General features: G+C 73.2%; 12 protein-coding genes. 7 read left to right on the forward strand and 5 right to left on the reverse strand.

Features of this window, described 5'->3' with window-relative positions:
- A complete protein-coding gene (locus tag Cs7R123_RS25875) occupies nt 1-1,107 on the reverse strand; it encodes a hypothetical protein (protein ID WP_212830305.1) in 1,107 nt (368 codons plus the stop codon).
- A 76-nt stretch (nt 1,108-1,183) separates the two neighbouring features.
- On the opposite strand from Cs7R123_RS25875, the gene Cs7R123_RS25880 reads away from it, so the two are divergent.
- From Cs7R123_RS25880 to Cs7R123_RS25895, 4 genes are all read left to right on the forward strand, one after another.
- Nucleotides 1,184-2,974 carry an ABC transporter ATP-binding protein gene (locus tag Cs7R123_RS25880; protein WP_212830306.1) on the forward strand — a complete coding sequence of 597 codons (1,791 nt, stop codon included), beginning with the start codon at nt 1,184-1,186 and terminating at the stop codon, nt 2,972-2,974.
- Nucleotides 2,971-4,758 (forward strand): ABC transporter ATP-binding protein, encoded by a 1,788-nt coding sequence (locus Cs7R123_RS25885; RefSeq protein WP_212830307.1) that lies wholly within the window; start codon nt 2,971-2,973, stop codon nt 4,756-4,758. Before Cs7R123_RS25880 ends, Cs7R123_RS25885 begins: the two co-directional genes overlap by 4 nt.
- A 169-nt stretch (nt 4,759-4,927) precedes the next feature.
- Entirely contained in the window at nt 4,928-5,899 is a 972-nt protein-coding gene (locus tag Cs7R123_RS25890; RefSeq protein WP_212830308.1) for a LysR family transcriptional regulator, read from the forward strand.
- Between the two features lie 57 nt (nt 5,900-5,956).
- A complete protein-coding gene (locus Cs7R123_RS25895; protein WP_212830309.1) occupies nt 5,957-7,438 on the forward strand; it encodes a S1 family peptidase in 1,482 nt (493 codons plus the stop codon).
- 75 nt (nt 7,439-7,513) lie between these two features.
- On the opposite strand, the gene Cs7R123_RS25900 is transcribed toward Cs7R123_RS25895, so the two are convergent.
- Nucleotides 7,514-8,896 (reverse strand): hypothetical protein, encoded by a 1,383-nt coding sequence (locus tag Cs7R123_RS25900; RefSeq protein ID WP_212830310.1) that lies wholly within the window; start codon nt 8,894-8,896, stop codon nt 7,514-7,516.
- Nucleotides 8,897-9,109: 213 nt separating this feature from the next.
- Between Cs7R123_RS25900 and Cs7R123_RS25905 the strand changes: the two genes are divergently transcribed.
- Nucleotides 9,110-10,294 carry a cation diffusion facilitator family transporter gene (locus Cs7R123_RS25905; protein WP_244872147.1) on the forward strand — a complete coding sequence of 395 codons (1,185 nt, stop codon included), beginning with the start codon at nt 9,110-9,112 and terminating at the stop codon, nt 10,292-10,294.
- A 71-nt stretch (nt 10,295-10,365) separates the two neighbouring features.
- Here the strand turns inward: Cs7R123_RS25905 and Cs7R123_RS25910 are convergent, their stop codons facing one another.
- The 3 genes from Cs7R123_RS25910 to Cs7R123_RS25920 form a co-directional block, all read right to left on the reverse strand.
- The gene (locus Cs7R123_RS25910) at nt 10,366-11,619 is read right to left on the reverse strand and encodes a Gfo/Idh/MocA family protein (protein WP_212830311.1); all 1,254 of its coding nucleotides are present in this window, start codon (nt 11,617-11,619) and stop codon (nt 10,366-10,368) included.
- Nucleotides 11,620-11,781: 162 nt separating this feature from the next.
- On the reverse strand, nt 11,782-13,800 hold the full coding sequence (locus Cs7R123_RS25915; RefSeq protein WP_244872148.1) for a cellulose binding domain-containing protein: 2,019 nt from the start codon (nt 13,798-13,800) through the stop codon (nt 11,782-11,784).
- 110 nt (nt 13,801-13,910) lie between these two features.
- The gene (locus Cs7R123_RS25920; RefSeq protein ID WP_212830313.1) at nt 13,911-14,399 is read right to left on the reverse strand and encodes a MarR family transcriptional regulator; all 489 of its coding nucleotides are present in this window, start codon (nt 14,397-14,399) and stop codon (nt 13,911-13,913) included.
- A gap of 93 nt (nt 14,400-14,492) precedes the next feature.
- Between Cs7R123_RS25920 and Cs7R123_RS25925 the strand changes: the two genes are divergently transcribed.
- On the forward strand, nt 14,493-15,155 hold the full coding sequence (locus Cs7R123_RS25925) for an NAD(P)-dependent oxidoreductase (RefSeq protein ID WP_212830314.1): 663 nt from the start codon (nt 14,493-14,495) through the stop codon (nt 15,153-15,155).
- Nucleotides 15,156-15,234: 79 nt separating this feature from the next.
- A complete protein-coding gene (locus tag Cs7R123_RS25930; protein WP_212830315.1) occupies nt 15,235-15,765 on the forward strand; it encodes a DUF4142 domain-containing protein in 531 nt (176 codons plus the stop codon).
- Nucleotides 15,766-15,781: the final 16 nt, after the last annotated feature.

A 15,781-nucleotide genomic window follows, 5' to 3' on the forward strand; every position in this document is an offset into this window, starting at 1 on the left:
CTACTGAAAAGGTTCTTTCCAGAATAGATGTCCGTGCTGCTCAGCATGGGTAAATCCATCGCTAATGGTCTCTATTAGGAGCGGGGCGAGCAGGCGGTGCAAATCGCGCAATCGATGCATCGGCACGAAACGCCGCAATGCGCCGGGCGCGAACGTGCGCAAAGCGACCGTCGCGAGTGGAGACCGGAGCGCCCGCGTGAGCTCCGCCGTTCCACCGACCACATCGGAGGCGGCCACACCGTAGCAGAACGCGGTCAGCCAGAGCTGGAACAGCAGCGAGTCGGCGACCACCCGGCGCGCCCGCCCGGCCGGGTCGTGGCGGCGGGCCTGCTCGGCATACCGGTCCAGCAGGTCCGGCACGGTCACGCCGGACGGGGCGAGGAAGTCGTGCGCCCGCACCAGGCGCCAGCCCGCCTCCTCGCGCACCTGGCACATGGCCACCCCCTCGAACAGCAGCAGGTGCGGCACCATCCGCACGGCGAGCACGACGTCCGCCGGGAACGGGACACCCGGTCCGGCGAGCAGCGCGGCGTGACGCGGGCCGTGCAGGATGTCGTTGCCGACCAGCGACTCCCCCACCTCGTGCTCGACCAGGTTCGGGCAGCTCACCAGCGGGGTCAGGCCGTGCACGCGGGTGAAGCGCAGCAGCAGCACGTCGTCGGGCTCGCCCGGCTCGGCCGGGAACTCGGCCAGGGCGTGCGCGACCGCGGTGGGCAGCACGACAGCGGTGGTCGGCACGTACGGATCCAGCAGCGGCGCCCAGCCCGCCCCGGCCAGCGCGGCCAGCCGCACCGCCGGTGAGGTGCGCGAACCCCACTCGGTGAACAGGCACAGGATGCTCTCCGGCTGGGCGGCGGCGGCCCGGCGCACCAGCGCGGCGAACCCGTCGGCCAGGCGCATGTCGTCCTGCACCAGGACCCGGTGCGTGGCGCCGGGGTCGGCCAGCCGCCAGGCCAGCCGCGCGGCGCGCAGGGCGCTGGGCGGACCGTCCGGATCGGGGTCCTCGACCACGTCGAAGGCGAGCCCCGGCACGCTCGCGGCCAGCGCGCGGGCGGCCTCGCGGCGGCGCGGGTGCGCGGTCACCGCCGCCGACAGGGAGACGTGCATTTAAGTATCTTAACTGTTAAGTTCCCTGATGGAATCGGCCGCCTGGGCCGAGCCGGGCCGTGCCGTGGGAGGCGTCGTGCGTCGGTGGATCGAACTCGCGAAACTGCTGCCCCGGGCGGGTGCGGCACCTGTCGCCGCGGCCCTGGCGGTGAGCGTCGTATTCGGACTGGCCCCCATCGCTTTCATGGTGGCGATGAGCGTGCTGCTGGCCCGGGTGCCCGCCGTGGCCCGGGGTGAGGGAGCGCTGGGCACCGCCGCCGCGCTCACCCTGGTCGCGCTCGCGGTGCAGCAGCTCGTCGGGCCGTTCCAGAGCGCGCTGGCCGAGCTCATCTCCCGCCGCGTCGACGCCCACTGCGTCCGGCGGGCGCTGGAGGCGGCGTACCGGCGCGCGCCGGTGGCGACGCTGGAGCGGCCCGGCACCCTCGACCTGCTCGCCGACGTACGCGCCGCGATGGACCGGACCACCCCGTCGCCCGGCGACGCCGCCGCCGCGCTGCCCGCGCTGCTGGCCAGGTACACGCAGCTCACCGGGGCCGTGGTGCTGATCGCGGTGGTGCTGTCGCCGGTCACCGCCGTGATCGTCGGGGTCACCGCGCTGGTGATCCGGTTCGGGCAGCGCGGCTCGCTGGGCCGCTTCGGCGCGCACTGGGACGCCCTGTCGCCGCAGCGGCGGCGGCTGGCCTACGTCCGCGGCCTGGCCACCGGCACCGAGGCGGCCAAGGAGGTGCGCGTGCTCGGGCTGCTGGACTGGGTCACCCGGCGGCTGCACCGCGAGCACCGCGGCTACCTCGACCCGCTGTGGGCGATGCGCCGCCGCCTGCTGCTGTGGCCGTTCGTCGGGTTCGCGGCGGTCGGGCTCACGGGCGGGGCGCTGGGCCTGGCCGCGATCGCGCAGGCGACCGCGCACGGGCGGCTCTCGCTGCTCGGCTACGGCCTGGCCGTGCAGGCGGTGCTGATCCCGGTCCGGTTCGGCGTGTACTTCCCGGAGGCCGACGTGCAGACGCAGTTCGGCGGACGCGCGTACGCCGCGCTGGTCCGCTTCGAGCAGGCCTGCGCCGACACCGCCCCGCCGCCGGGCACCGAGCCGGCGCCGCAGCCGCGCGAGGCGATCCGCTTCGAAGGCGTCGGCTTCGCCTACCCCGGCGGCCACCGGGTCTTCTCGGCCCTGGACCTGACCATCCCGGCCGGGCGGTGCACCGCGATCGTCGGGCTCAACGGGGCGGGCAAGACGACGCTGGTGAAGCTGCTGACGCGTTGCTACGACCCCGATACGGGGGCGATCACCATCGACGGGAACGACCTGCGCGGCATAGACCCGGCCGACTGGCAGCAGCGGCTGGCCGTGGTGTTCCAGGACTTCAACCGGTACGAGCTGACCGCCGGCGAGAACATCGGCCTGGGCACCGGCACCCCCGCCGACTGGCACCACGCGGCCGTCCGCGCCGGGGCCGACGACCTCGTCGCTGCTTTGGCCGACGGCCTGGACACCCCGCTGAGCACCCGCTACACCGGCGGCCAGGACCTGTCCGGCGGCCAGTGGCAGCGGATCGCGCTGGCCCGCGCCCTGCACGCCATGTCGCGCGGTGCCGCGCTGCTGGTGCTCGACGAGCCGACGGCCGCCCTCGACGTCCGCGCCGAGGTCGAGTTCTTCGACCGGTTCCTGGCGCAGACCCGGGGCACCACCAGCGTCATCATCTCGCACCGGTTCTCCACCGTGCGCCACGCCGACCGGATCGTGGTGCTGGCCGACGGCGTGGTCGCCGAGCAGGGCGGCCACGACGAGCTGGTCGCGGCGGGCGGGCGCTACGCGCAGCTGTTCGAGGCCCAGGCGTCCCGGTTCCGCGACCGCGAGGCGGTGGCCGCGTGAAGACGTCCGACACCTCGCTGCGTACGGCCGTGCGGTTCGTGCTCGGGCTGGCCTGGCGCGCCGACCGGCGCAAGCTGCTCATCGGGGCCGCGCTGCTGCTGACCGGGTACCTGAGCACCCCGTTCGTCGGGTTCCTGCTGCGCGACTTCACCGACGCCGCCCTGCGCGGGCAGACCGCGGCCGCCACCGCCATGGCCGTGGGCGTGGCCGCGCTGCTGGTGTTCGAGCTGATGATGGGCCACTTCGCCCACCTGTACTACTTCGAGGTCGGCGAGCAGGCGGGCACCGAACTCGACCGGCGCCTGGTCGGGCTCGCGGGCGGCGGCAGCGGCATCGCCCACCTGGACGACCCGAAGTTCGCCGACGCGCTCGCGCTGGCCGCGCAGGACGCCGCCCAGGCCCGGCCCGCGCTGGAGGGCGTGCTGCACCTGGCCGGGCTCGGGCTGCGGGCCGCGGTGACCGTCGTGCTGCTGGCCACGGTCAACCCGTGGCTGGCGCTGCTGCCGCTGGCCGCCGTGCCGCCGGTGCTGATCGCCCGGCGCGCGGCCGAGCTGTCGAACAAGGCCCGCGAGCGCACCGCCGAGGCGGGGCGGCTGGCCTCCCACCTGCTGTCGCTGGCCGCCGACGCCGACGCCGTCAAGGAGATCCGGCTGTCCGGTGCGGACACGCACCTGATCGACCGGCACGGGCGGGCGTGGCGGCAGACCACCGACGCGCTGTGGGCGGCGCAGTGGCGGGCGGCGGCGCTGCGCGGCGCCGGGCAGCTGCTGTTCGCCGCCGCGTACGGCGGGGCGATCCTGGCGGTGCTGCACCAGGCCGTCACCGGCACCGCGACCGTCGGCGAGGTGATCCTCGTGGTGACGCTGGCGGTGCAGATCAGCGTCCAGGTCGCCGGGGCGATCGGGCTGCACGCGACCATGGCCTCGGCGGCGCGCACCGCGCAGCGCTACGACGAGCTGGCCGCGGCCGTGCCCGCGCCCGGCCCGGCCCGGTCGAAGGCGCCCCGGCGGCTGCGGCGCGGCATCCGGCTGCACGGCGTCGGCTTCGCCTACCCCGGCGCGGCCGCGCCGGTGCTGCACGGCGTCGACCTGGTCATCCCGGCCGGGGCGACGGTGGCGCTGGTCGGCGAGAACGGCGCGGGCAAGAGCACCCTGGTCAAACTGCTGTGCGGGCTGTACGAGCCGACCAGCGGAAAGATCACCGTCGACGGCGTCGACCTGCGCGACATCCCGGCCGCCAAGTGGCACAGCCGGATCGCGATGCTGTTCCAGGACTTCGCGAAGCTGCACCTGTCGGTGCGTACCAACATCGGGATCGGACAGCTGGCGCTGGCGTCCGACGACACCGCGCTGCACGCCGCGGCCCGGCTCGCCCGCGCCGACGCGGTGGTCGCCCAGGCGGGCGGCCTGTCCGGCATGCTCGGGCGCGGCTACGCCGACGGCGCCGAGCTGTCCGGCGGCCAGTGGCAGTCGGTCGGGCTGGCCCGCTCGCTGCTGCGCCCGGCACCGCTGCTGCTGGCCCTGGACGAGCCCGCCGCCGCGCTGGACGCGCACGCCGAGGACGCCCTGTTCGGACGGTTCGCCGCGTCGGCGCGGCGGGCGGCGCGGGGCGCGGGCGCGGTCACCCTGTTCACCTCGCACCGCTTCTCGACCGTACGGTCGGCGGACCTGATCATCGTGCTGCGCGACGGGACCGTGGCCGACCAGGGCAGCCACGACGAGCTGATGTCGCGACCGGGGCTGTACCGCGAGCTGTACACGATGCAGGCGCGCGCCTACGCGTGACCGCCGCGCGCCGGAGCGCGGGCGGGCAGCGGACGGCGGCGCTCTGTTAAATGTCGGTTTCGACGCAACGCTGACATATACTCAGCGCCCGTCTTCGATACGTACATTGTTCGGACGATCGCCGTTCGGCGGTCCGCACCTTCTGGTCGACCGTCCCCGCGGGAGGGCCATGGAGCTGGAGATCCGTCACCTCAAGGTGGTCTGCGCCATCGCGGACACCGGCAGCGTGACGAAGGCGTCGTCCGTGCTCGGGCTGGCCCAGCCCGCGGTCACCGCCCAGTTGCAGCGCATCGAGCGGGCGCTGGGCGGCCCCCTGTTCGAACGCGGCCGCCACGGCGCGACCCCGACGGCGCTCGGGGAGCTGGTGCTGGCCCGCGCCCGGGTGGTGCTGCCGGCGATGAAGGGCCTGCGGGAGGACGCGACCCAGCTGGCCGGGCACCGGCTGCCGCAGAACCAGTGGCGCATCGGCGCCGTCAACGGCCCCATCCTGGGCGGCCTGATGTCGCGCCTGGCCGCCGAGAACGACAGCCTCCAGGTGCTGACACATCCGTCGCACTGGGCCGACACCCTGGCGGAGATGGCGGCCGCGGGCAAACTGGACTTCTGCGTCGTGGGCGTCTGCGGCGACACCGTCCCCGGCACGCCCGACGACGGCCTGGTCTGGCGCGAGATCGCCACCGACGCCGTCTTCGTGATGCTGCCGGAGAACCACGCCCTGGCCGGCAGCTGGGAGATCGACCTGGCGCAGCTGGCCGAGGCGCAGTGGGCCAGCATGCCCGGCGACGGCTGCTTCGGCGCCTGCTTCAACGCCGCCTGCGCGCGGGCCGGGTTCACCCCGCGCACCATGTACGAGATGGACATCGGCAACGCTCTGGACGCGGTGCACGCCGGGCACGCGGTCGGGCTGTGCAAGGCCACGTTCCGGCGCGTCGACGGGATCGCCACCGTGCCGATCGCCGGTGGGCCGCTGCGCTGGCGGCACCTGCTGGGCTGGCATCCGCGCGGCGCCGCCGCCGGGTTCGCCGACGCCATGCTCGCCCACGCCGCCGCCGCGTACGAGGAGTCGGCCGCCCGCAACCCGCACTACCTGAAGTGGCGCGAGGCCAACCCGCGGTTCGCGCCGCGGGCTTCCATCGCATGACGCTATGACCGAACCAATATCTACTCCGGTGAATGCCTGACCGGTTGACTACCCGGCATGAACCGGAGAATCCTCTACACCTCCGCGGTGGCCGCCCTCACCCTGGGCATCACCGCGGCACTGACCTACCCGGCAGCCGCGGGCCAGCGGCCCGACGCCGTCACCGAGGCCGCCATCGCGTCCGGGGTGTCGACGCAGGTCTTCCAGGCGCTGTCGCGCGACCTCAAGCTCGACACCAAGGGCGTCCAGCTGCGCCTGGCCAACGAGGCCAGGGCCGCCGGCGCCGACCTCAAGCTGCGCAAGGCCCTCGGCGGCGGCTACGCCGGGGCCTGGCTGTCGGCCGACGCCAAGACCTTCACCGTCGCGGTCACCAGCAGCGCCCAGGCCGAGCAGGTCAAGGCCGCGGGCGCCACCCCGCAGCTGGTCACCCGCAGCCTGGCCCAGCTCGACGCGGTCAAGGACCGGCTCGACGCCGCCGCGGGCAAGGCGCCCGCGTCGGTGCCCGGCTGGTACGTCGACGTCACCACCAACAGCGTCGTCGTGCTCGCCCACGCCGCTGCCGACGCCGCCGGATTCCTCAAGGCCGCCGCCGTGGACGCCGCCTCCGTGCGGGTCGAGACGTCCACCGAGCACCCGGTGCCCTACATCGACGTCATCGGCGGCAACGCGTACTACATCGGCGGCTCGCGCTGCTCGGTCGGCTTCCCCGTGACCGGCGGGTTCGTCACCGCGGGCCACTGCGGCACCACCGGCTCGACCACCACGCAGCCCAGCGGCACCTTCCGCGGCTCCAGCTTCCCCGGCAACGACTACGCCTGGGTGCAGGTGGCCTCGGGCAACACCCCGCGCCCGTACGTCAACAACTACGCGGGCGGCAACGTGACCGTCGCGGGCTCCACCGAGGCCGCCGTCGGTGCGTCGGTGTGCCGCTCCGGCTCGACCACCGGCTGGCACTGCGGCACCATCCAGGCCCGCGGCGCGTCGGTGACCTACTCGCAGGGCACCGTGACCGGCCTGATCCGCACCAACGTCTGCGCCGAGCCGGGCGACTCCGGCGGCTCGCTCATCGCGGGCAGCCAGGCCCAGGGCGTCACCTCCGGCGGGTCGGGCGACTGCACCTCCGGCGGCACGACCTACTTCCAGCCGGTCAACGAGATCCTCCAGGCGTACAGCCTGACGCTGACGACCAGCGGCACCACCCCGCCCAGCTCCCCGCCGCCCGGCGGCGGCTGCACCGGGTACGAGTTCACCCGCACCGGCTCGCTGTCCAGCGGCGCCAGCGCGTACCAGCCCGACAACAGCTACTACACCTCGACCGCCTCCGGCACCCACCGCGGCTGCCTGGTCGGCCCGGCGGCCACCGACTTCGACCTGTACCTGCAGAAGTGGAACGGCTCGGCGTGGGTGAACGTGGCCCAAGGCGCGACGTCGTCCAGCTCGGAGTCGCTGACCTACTCCGGCACCGCCGGCTCCTACCGCTACCGGGTGCACGCCTACAGCGGCTCCGGCAGCTACACCCTCGGCTTCACCAACCCGTAAGGCCCTTCTCCCCACCCGTGGAACCGCCCGGCAGGCCCTGCGGCCTGCCGGGCGTCCCGTGCGGACGAGGCCGGGTCAGCGCACCGCGGCCGTGGCCGTGGGCATCACGGGCGGGCTGGGCATCGCGGGCGGGCTCGGCATCGCGGACAGGCTCGGCGGTGCGGGCGGGCTGGGCGGCAGCGACGGACCGGCGGTGGGCGAGGGCGGGATGCTGGGCGGGGCCGGGCTGGCCGACGGGGCTGTCGACGGTGACGGCGGGCCCGAGGGCGGCGCGGCGGTCGGCGACGGGGCTGGCGCGAGCCATGCGATCGCCGGAATCCTGGCACCCACGACCAGGTCCAGCGGCTCGTAGCCGCGGTAGCGCAGCCCGATCAGGGTGTCCTGCACGATCACCACCTCCCAGCGCGGATCGGCGCCGGGACCGGCGAACCGGGTCCCGGCCGGCAGCGCCAGCTGGAACAGCTCGTTGGGGACGATGCGGACCGACACGCCCAGGTAAGGGTCGGTCTCGGTCCCGGAGCCGGTCATCGGCGCGTTGACCAGGTCGAGCTGCCAGGGCAGCGCCGGGTTCGCGGCGGCCAGCGCCACGGACTGCGCCGGGCAGCCGCAGCCGCCGTCCAGCAGGCTGATCTGGGTGCCGTTGAGCTTGAGGTCCTTGAACTCGGCGGGCGGCGGGCCGGGCTTCTTCTCCACCTCCGTGGTGTGCGGGGCGAGCTTGCCCTCCTTGTACGGCCCGACCTCCTTGGTGATGGTCAGGACGTTCTTGGCCACGTCGTACTCGTAGGTGTAGCGGATGACCTCCTTCTCCTTGTCCGGATTGGGGCCCTCGTTGTACCAGACGAACTTGGCGAAATCGAACGTCCGGTCGTCATAGCTGACCAGGTAGCGGTTCAGGCCCCCGGCCAGCACGCAGCCCGCGATCCAGAGACCGTCCTTGGCCGCCTTGCCCTTGGGCACGTACAGCAGGGCGAGGTCCGGGCCGCCGTGGCCGTTGCCCTTCTTGAGGCACCACAGGAACACCTCGTTGCCGGTGAGGTCCGCCGTGTGCAGGATCGTGTCGCCCTTGTCGGACCGCCACTTCAGCGCCGCGTCGATCGCGTCGGCGACCGCCTTGGCGTTGTCGGTGAGGTCCTTCGGGACGAGGTCGGAGACGTTCTTCTTGAGCAGCTTCGCGAGCTCGACCATGGCGTACGCGACGGCGGCGTCGTTGTAGCCGGTCTCCCCCTTCTTCGGCTCGTCGACCCGGATCATGCGGTCGGCCTTGCCGTCCGCCTTCAGCTTGGCGTCGATCGCCTCGGCCATCGCGAACGAGGCGGCGTTGCAGACGCCGGGCAGGTTGAGGTCCTTGAGCGGGCCGGGCGCGGCGTTCGCGGCGGGCGTCGTCGCCGCCACCGCGAACCCCAATGCGAGCAGCACCGCCGTGACACCGCAGAGCGCGCGGAGCCTTCGTGAGGTCATCGCGCATCCTCCTGACATTGATAGACGTGCATCACTTCCGTGGTGTCATCGTGACGAACGGCGGCACGGCGGCGGTGTCGGGTTGGCGACAACATGCCCGCAGCGCTCACACGTGTGGGGTTGTGCGCACAACCCCACAGGTGTGAGCCGCGACGGGTCGAGCACGCGGCGCAGAGCATCGGGGGCGGCTCCCTGCGGGCTTATGATCCGGATATGCGCCGTCAGCCATCGCAGACCCCCTCCGAGCAGCCCGACGACGCAGACGGCACGAGCACCGGCCGCATCGATCCGCATCCCCACGATCACGACCACCCCCACCGGGCGGAGTCTGCGCACCACGATCGCGGCGACAGCGGTCACGCGCCGCACCATCACGACGACGACCACGGCCCGGACCACGAGCATGACCACGAGCACGGGCACGGTTCGGGCGGGTGGTGGCACCGGATCACGCACCTGGTGACGCCGCATTCGCACGACAGTCTCGACAAGGTCGACAGTGCGATGGAGACCTCACGGCAGGGCATCCGCGCGCTGTGGGTGTCGCTGCTGGTGCTGGGGGTCACCGCAGCGCTACAGGCGGTCGTGGTGCTGTTCTCGGGCTCGGTGGCGCTGCTCGGCGACACGCTGCACAACGTGGCCGACGCGCTGACGGCGGTGCCGCTGGGCATCGCGTTCGTGGTCGGCCGGCGCCCGGCGAACCGGCGCTACACGTACGGCTACGGGCGGGCCGAGGACCTGGCTGGCATCGCGATCGTGCTGACCATCGCCGTGTCGGCGGTGTGGGCCGGCTGGGAGGCGGTGTCGCGGCTGCTGCACCCGCAGGAGGTCCGGCACCTGGCGTACGTCGCCGCCGCCGCGGTGATCGGGTTCCTCGGCAACGAGCTCGTGGCGCGATACCGGATCACGGTCGGGCGGCGGATCGGGTCGGCGGCGCTGGTCGCCGACGGGCTGCACGCGCGCACCGACGGGTTCACCTCGCTGGCCGTGCTGCTGGGAGCGGGCGGGGTGGCCCTGGGCTGGCCCCGGGCCGACCCGATCGTGGGCCTGCTGATCACCGCGGCGATCGTGCTGGTGCTCAAGGACGCCGTCCGCGAGGTCTACCGGCGGCTGATGGACGCCGTCGACCCCGCGCTCATCGGCACCGCCGAGCAGGCGCTGCGCGACACCCCCGGGGTGCTGGACGTCGGCGCGGTGCGGATGCGCTGGATCGGCCACACGCTGCGGGCCGAGTGCGAGATCGTGGTGGACCCGGACGCCCCGGTACGCACCGGCCACGCGATCGCCGTCGACGCCGAGCACCGGCTCATCCACGCGATCCCGCGCCTGTCCGCGGCGACCGTGCACGCCGACCCCGGCAGCCCCGACGCCCACCAGCCCCTCGACCACCACCGCTGACAGCGACCACACCGCGCTGGTGGGAAAGGGCACCTTCTGCTACGCAAAGCGATGAGAAGGTGCCCTTCGTTTCATCTGGCGACGGTGACGACGGTGCCGTCGAGGCGGGCCTGCTCGGCCGCGAACGTCGCCAGGTGCGAGTTCAGCGTCTGGGCCGGTCCGGACAGGATCGGGGCGGGGTCGCCGGTGGCCACCGCGGTGACGAAGGCCTCCATCAGACCCTCGTCGCCGCCGCCGTGACCGCCCGCCGAGTCGGCCCCGCCGACGGTGCTGGGGTCGTGCTGGGTCCAGGCGCCGGTGACGAAGTCGTACACGGTGATGCTGTCGCCCTCGCAGACCAGCTCGCCGCGGGTGCCGAACAGGCGGGTGCGGCGGTGGCCGCCGGTGTTGAAGGCGTTCATGGTGAACACGGCGCTGACGCCGCCGTCGAACTCCATCGCCACGACCTGGTGGTCGACCACGTCGTTGTCGCAGGCGTAGACGCAGCGGCCGTACGGGCCCTCGCGCAGCGCGGATAGCAGCGACTCCTCGGTGAACACCTGCGTGACCACGCTCAGCGGCCACGAGTGGCGCCCCTGCGCGAGCTGCCCGCCGTAGAGCCGGGTCGCCGAGTACGGGCAGTCCGGCTCGACCGCGCAGTCCAGGCACCGGTCGGCGGCGCCCTCGGGCCGGTTCTCGGGCCGGAAGTGGCGCAGGCCGCCGAAGCTGGACACGCGGGCGATGTCGCGGCCGACGACGTGCTGGAGCCAGTCGATGTCGTGGCAGGACTTGGCCAGCAGCATGAAGCTGGCGAGGTCCTGGCGGCGCCAGTGGCCCCGCACGAACGAGTGGGCCTGGTGCCAGAAGCCGACCGGCTCGTGGTGCTGCACGGACACGATCTCGCCGATCGCCCCGGAGTCGACCAGCTGCTTGACCATCCGGGTGTACGGCGCGTACCGCAGCACGTGGCAGACGGCGAGCATGACGCCCGCCTCGCGCACCGCGTCCACGACGCGCACGCAGTCCTCCGGCGTCGGCGCGATCGGCTTCTCCAGCATGATGTGCAGCCCGGCGCGGGCGGCGGCCAGGGCCGGGGCGACGTGGCCGGAGTCCTGGGTGGCGATGATGACCGCGTCGGCGGCGATCCCGGCGGCCAGCAGCTCGGGCCAGTCGGCGTACGTGTCGGCCGCGGCGATGCCGTGGGCGGCGGCGAGGCGCTCGCGGCGGGCGGGGTCGGGTTCGGCGACGGCCACGATCCGGGCCCGGTCCGGGTGAGCCAGCGCCCAGCGGGAGTAGCCGGTGCCGCGGTCTCCGGCGCCGATCAGCACCAGGCGTACGGGTTCCATCGCCACTCCTCCAAGATCCGGCTGCTCCGCCACTCTATGAGCAGGCAGCGGCCCCGGCAAGGCCCCCGGCCTCCGCCGCACCGCCCCGTCGCGGCCGCCTCCGGCGGGTGGGGAAGGGCGCCTTCCACATCGGATTCCGATGAGAAGGCGCCCTTGCTCACCTCAGCGGGTGGTGCAGAGGGTGCCGTTGAGGGTGAAGAGGGCGGGCGGGACGTTCGGGCCCGAGTAGGCGCCGACGAAGCCGATGTTCACCGTGGCGCCGGGGGCGATGGTGCGGTTGAAGTCGGCGTTGGACGCGCGGACCGAGCTGCCGGTCGCGGTCCACGTGCCGTTCCAGCCGCCGGAGAACTGCTGCCAGGCGGTCGGCCAGCTGAAGGCCAGGTTCCACGAGTCGATCGGGCTGGTGCCGGTGTTGGTGATGTCGACGCTGCCGACGTACCCGTTGCCCCAGTCGTTGACGTCGGCGAACGTCACCGCGCAGGACGAGGCGGCCGGGGTGCCGGTCTGGAAGGTGACCGGCGGCGAGGCCCAGGAGACCCGGCCCGCGCTGTCGCGCACGATCACGTTCGCGGTGTACCGGGTGCCCGGGGTGAGGTTGTGCACCGTGAACGTGGTGCCGGTGGTCTCGCCCCACTGCTCGGTGACGGTGCCGTTCTGCCGGTGCAGCTCGTACTTCAGGCCGGTGCCGGCCGAGGCGGGCCAGGTGAGCGTCGCGTCGGTGGCGGTGACGCCGCTCGCGGCGGGGCGGCCGGGCTGGGCCGGCCCGGCGGTCGCGCCGACCGGGTGCAGGATCAGCGTGGTCAGCGAGTACGGCGCGAGCGTGACCGAGGTGGCGCTGCCGGACGCGGTCGCGATGGCGGTGGCGCCGTTGCCGAAGGTGAGCACCTGCGCGCTCGCGGCCGGGGAGTAGCCGGAGTAGCCCAGGGTCACCGGCTTGGCGTTGGCCGGGTCCTCGTTGACCAGCAGCACGGCCAGGTCGCCGTTGGCCCGCCGGGCGGCGTGCACCTTGACCAGCGGGTCGGAGGCGGCGGCCTTGATGAGCTGGTCGCCGGGCCGGGCGAACCGCGACGCCATCGCCAGGCCGAAGTACGGCGCGAACGGCGTGTTCAGCGCGGGCTCGCAGACGGTGCCGTCGGCGTTGCAGCTCGCGCTGGACAGCAGGCCGAAGTCGCCGTAGTCGGTCCGGCCCTCGACGGTGGAGACGGTGCCGATGCCGTTGTGGACGTTCCACCAGTCGACGTTGAACACGCCCGCGGCGGTCAGCGCGGCGTACGCGTCGGCGGCGAACAGGGCCCCGGGCTGGGTGTTCTGGCCGTAGCCGGCGTTGATCTCGGTGAGGGCGATGCCGAGGTCCTTGTGCGCGTACTTCGCGATCTGGTTGCGCACCAGCCATACCGCGTCGGTGACCTGCGCGGTCTTGGACAGCGCGTCGGCGGCGCCGGAGCCGCCCGGGTACCAGTGCAGGATCGCGAAGTCGACGGCGGGGCCGGCGATCGACAGCACGACCTGGTTCCAGGTGCCCGCGTCCCCGCCCGCGACGATGCCGTCGGGCCAGTTGCCGGGTGTGGTCAGCACCACGCCGATCTTGACCGTCGGGTCGACGGCCTTCATGGCCTGGGCGAACAGCTTGACGTTCTCCGCGTACGCCGCGGGGCTCTTGTCGGCGTGGTCGTCGGCCTCCCAGGCGGAGCCGTAGTGGCCGTTGCCGTAGAGCTCGTTGCCGATCTCCCAGTACTTCACGCCGTAGTGCTTCTCGACGTTGGCGTAGCGCACCCAGTCGGCGGCCTCCTGCGGCGTGCCGGTGCCGTAGTTGGCGATCACCACCGGCTGCGCCCCGGCCCGCTGGACCCCGGCCATGAAGTGGTCGAAGTCGGTGTTGGGCGCGACGTAGCCGCCGGGGGCGGTGTTGTCGCGCCAGTGGTAGATGTCGGAGTAGGAGCCGCCGGGGTAGCGCATCGCCTGCACCCCGGCGTCCTTCATCAGGTCCGCGACGGCGTTGGTGCCGAGCTCGGTGTCCCAGACGGCGTGGTTGACGCCGATCGCGGCGTCGCTGACGCGCTCCAGCCCGGCGCGGGCGTTGACGGAGACGGTGACGGTGGTGTCGGCCTGCGCCTGGGCGGGCGGCACGGCCAGTGTGGCGGCCACCAGCGCGAACGCCAGCAGCGGGGTCCGTGGATTCATCAGGTGCGTCCTTATCGGGAGCGATGAATGGAAGCGCTCCCAAGCGTGATATGAAGACATCGACCTGTCAACCACTGTTTCGAAACGATGACGTCCCTACTAAGACGTCCCTACTGATCGGCTTCGGACAGTTCCTCCGTCGCGTCGCGACCGGCGGCGTTGGCCCGGTCGAGGAAGTCGGCGATGGTGCGCAGCTGCGCCTCGTCGTAACCGGCGCAGATCTCGTCGAGCGAGGCGTTCATCCCCGCGTACAGGCCGAAGATCTCCGTGCCGCGCGCGGTCACGGCCCGCAGCGTGACCGCCCGCCGGTCGGTCGGGTGCCGGTCGCGGGCGATCCAGCCCGCGCGCTCCAGCCGGTCGAGGATGCCGGTCAGCGTGGCCGGGTGCAGCCCCACCTGGCGGGCCAGGGCGCTCGGGCTCATCGGGCCGTGCCGGCTGATCACGTCGAGGCAGTCCAGGTCGATGTCGCGCAGCTCCAGCCGCCCGCTGACCTGCCGGTTCAGGATGGAGAGCTGGTTGCGCAGATCCCGCAGCGTCTGCTTGATGCCCGCGGTCAACCGGCGGCGGTCGCGGCTGTCGCCAGCTGTTACGGAAGTCATATTGTATGAACCTCGAACTCAGATAATACGATTCTCATATTGTACGGACCACATCGTCACGGCGCGGTACTCCGCGCCGGAGAGGAAGCCCGAATGCGCCTCACCCTATTCGCCGCCACCGGCGGCATCGGCCGCCACATCCTCGACCAGGCCACCGCCGCGGGCCACGAGGTCACCACGGTCGTCCGCGACCCGGGCAAGCTGCCCGCGGGCGTGCGCGCGGTGCGCGCCGACCTCACCGCACCCGACCCGCAGGCGCTGCGCGAGGCGGTGGCCGGTGCCGACGCGGTGCTGTCCGGGCTCGGCCCGCGCCGCCGCGCCGACTCCGGCGTCACCGCCCCGGGCACGCGCGCCATCATCGCGGCGATGCAGGACACCGGCGTACGCCGGATCGTCGTGGTCAGCGCCGCGCCCGTGGGCACGGTCGCCTCCCCCGGCAACCCGCACCCGCCCCGCCACGACCCCGGCGACGCCTTCTTCGTCAAGTACGTCGGCGGCCCGCTGATCAAGGCCATCCTGCGCGAGCACTACGCCGACCTGGCCCTGATGGAGGACGCGCTGCGCGCCGGCGGCCTGGACTGGACCTCGTTCCGGCCGCCCCGGCTCACCGACAAACCGCTGTCCGGCCGGTACCGGCTCGCCCTCGGCCGCAACGCGCCCGGCGCCTTCGCCAGCCGGGCCGACGTCGCCCACGCCATGCTGGCCGCGCTCGGGCAGCCGGAGACCGTCGGGCAGACCGTGGGCATCGCGAGCTGACGGGCGCATGGCGCGGGCCCGTCGGGGGTACGTCCCCAGGTGGCCGGTTCACCTGCCGGCCCCGACGAAGGGCACCGCCATGAAGCCGATCAGATGGCTGTTCATCGTTGTCGTGGCGACGGTCGCGGTGGCCGTCGCCACGCCTGCCGCCGCCCAGCCTTCCCCGAACGACAAGACGTTCCTGGTCTCGGCGCACCAGGCGTACCTGGCGGGGATGGCCGCGGCCGGCCTGGCCGCGCAGCGCGGCACCGCGTCGCAGGTCAAGGACCTGGGCAACCGGTTCCACGACGAGTACGCGAAGCTCGACGCCGACCTGACGGCGGTGGCGCAGCGGTCGGGGGTCAAGCTTCCCGGCGAGATGAGCCAGAACCAGCAGGCGGTCGCCGACCAGCTGAAGCAGGCCACCGCCGGGGCGCCGTTCGACGCGTTGTGGCTGCGCACGCAGCGTGCCGCGACGGGCGACACCATGAAGGACATCCAGCAGGAACGCAACTACGGCACCGACCGGGCCGTGAAGGCCCACGCCGACCAGGCCCTGGACGTCGTCCGCGACCAGTATGTCGCCGTGGACGCGGCCGGGGCGCAACTGGGGCTGTGGCCCAGCCGGTAGTCGGCGTCAACCTGGC

It is taken from the genome of Catellatospora sp. TT07R-123, from assembly GCF_018327705.1.
In the GTDB taxonomy this organism is placed as follows: Bacteria; Actinomycetota; Actinomycetes; order Mycobacteriales; family Micromonosporaceae; genus Catellatospora.

What these genes read in the sequence shown, in the direction of transcription:
- Cs7R123_RS25910 (WP_212830311.1), bottom strand. Translation starts at nt 11,619, where the DNA reads ATGGAACCCGTACGCCTGGTGCTGATCGGCGCCGGAGACCGCGGCACC.
- Cs7R123_RS25890 (WP_212830308.1), top strand. Translation starts at nt 4,928, where the DNA reads ATGGAGCTGGAGATCCGTCACCTCAAGGTGGTCTGCGCCATCGCGGAC.
- Cs7R123_RS25915 (WP_244872148.1), bottom strand. Translation starts at nt 13,800, where the DNA reads ATGAATCCACGGACCCCGCTGCTGGCGTTCGCGCTGGTGGCCGCCACA.
- Cs7R123_RS25905 (WP_244872147.1), top strand. Translation starts at nt 9,110, where the DNA reads ATGCGCCGTCAGCCATCGCAGACCCCCTCCGAGCAGCCCGACGACGCA.
- Cs7R123_RS25925 (WP_212830314.1), top strand. Translation starts at nt 14,493, where the DNA reads ATGCGCCTCACCCTATTCGCCGCCACCGGCGGCATCGGCCGCCACATC.
- Cs7R123_RS25895 (WP_212830309.1), top strand. Translation starts at nt 5,957, where the DNA reads ATGAACCGGAGAATCCTCTACACCTCCGCGGTGGCCGCCCTCACCCTG.
- Cs7R123_RS25900 (WP_212830310.1), bottom strand. Translation starts at nt 8,896, where the DNA reads ATGACCTCACGAAGGCTCCGCGCGCTCTGCGGTGTCACGGCGGTGCTG.
- Cs7R123_RS25930 (WP_212830315.1), top strand. Translation starts at nt 15,235, where the DNA reads ATGAAGCCGATCAGATGGCTGTTCATCGTTGTCGTGGCGACGGTCGCG.
- Cs7R123_RS25875 (WP_212830305.1), bottom strand. Translation starts at nt 1,107, where the DNA reads ATGCACGTCTCCCTGTCGGCGGCGGTGACCGCGCACCCGCGCCGCCGC.
- Cs7R123_RS25920 (WP_212830313.1), bottom strand. Translation starts at nt 14,399, where the DNA reads ATGACTTCCGTAACAGCTGGCGACAGCCGCGACCGCCGCCGGTTGACC.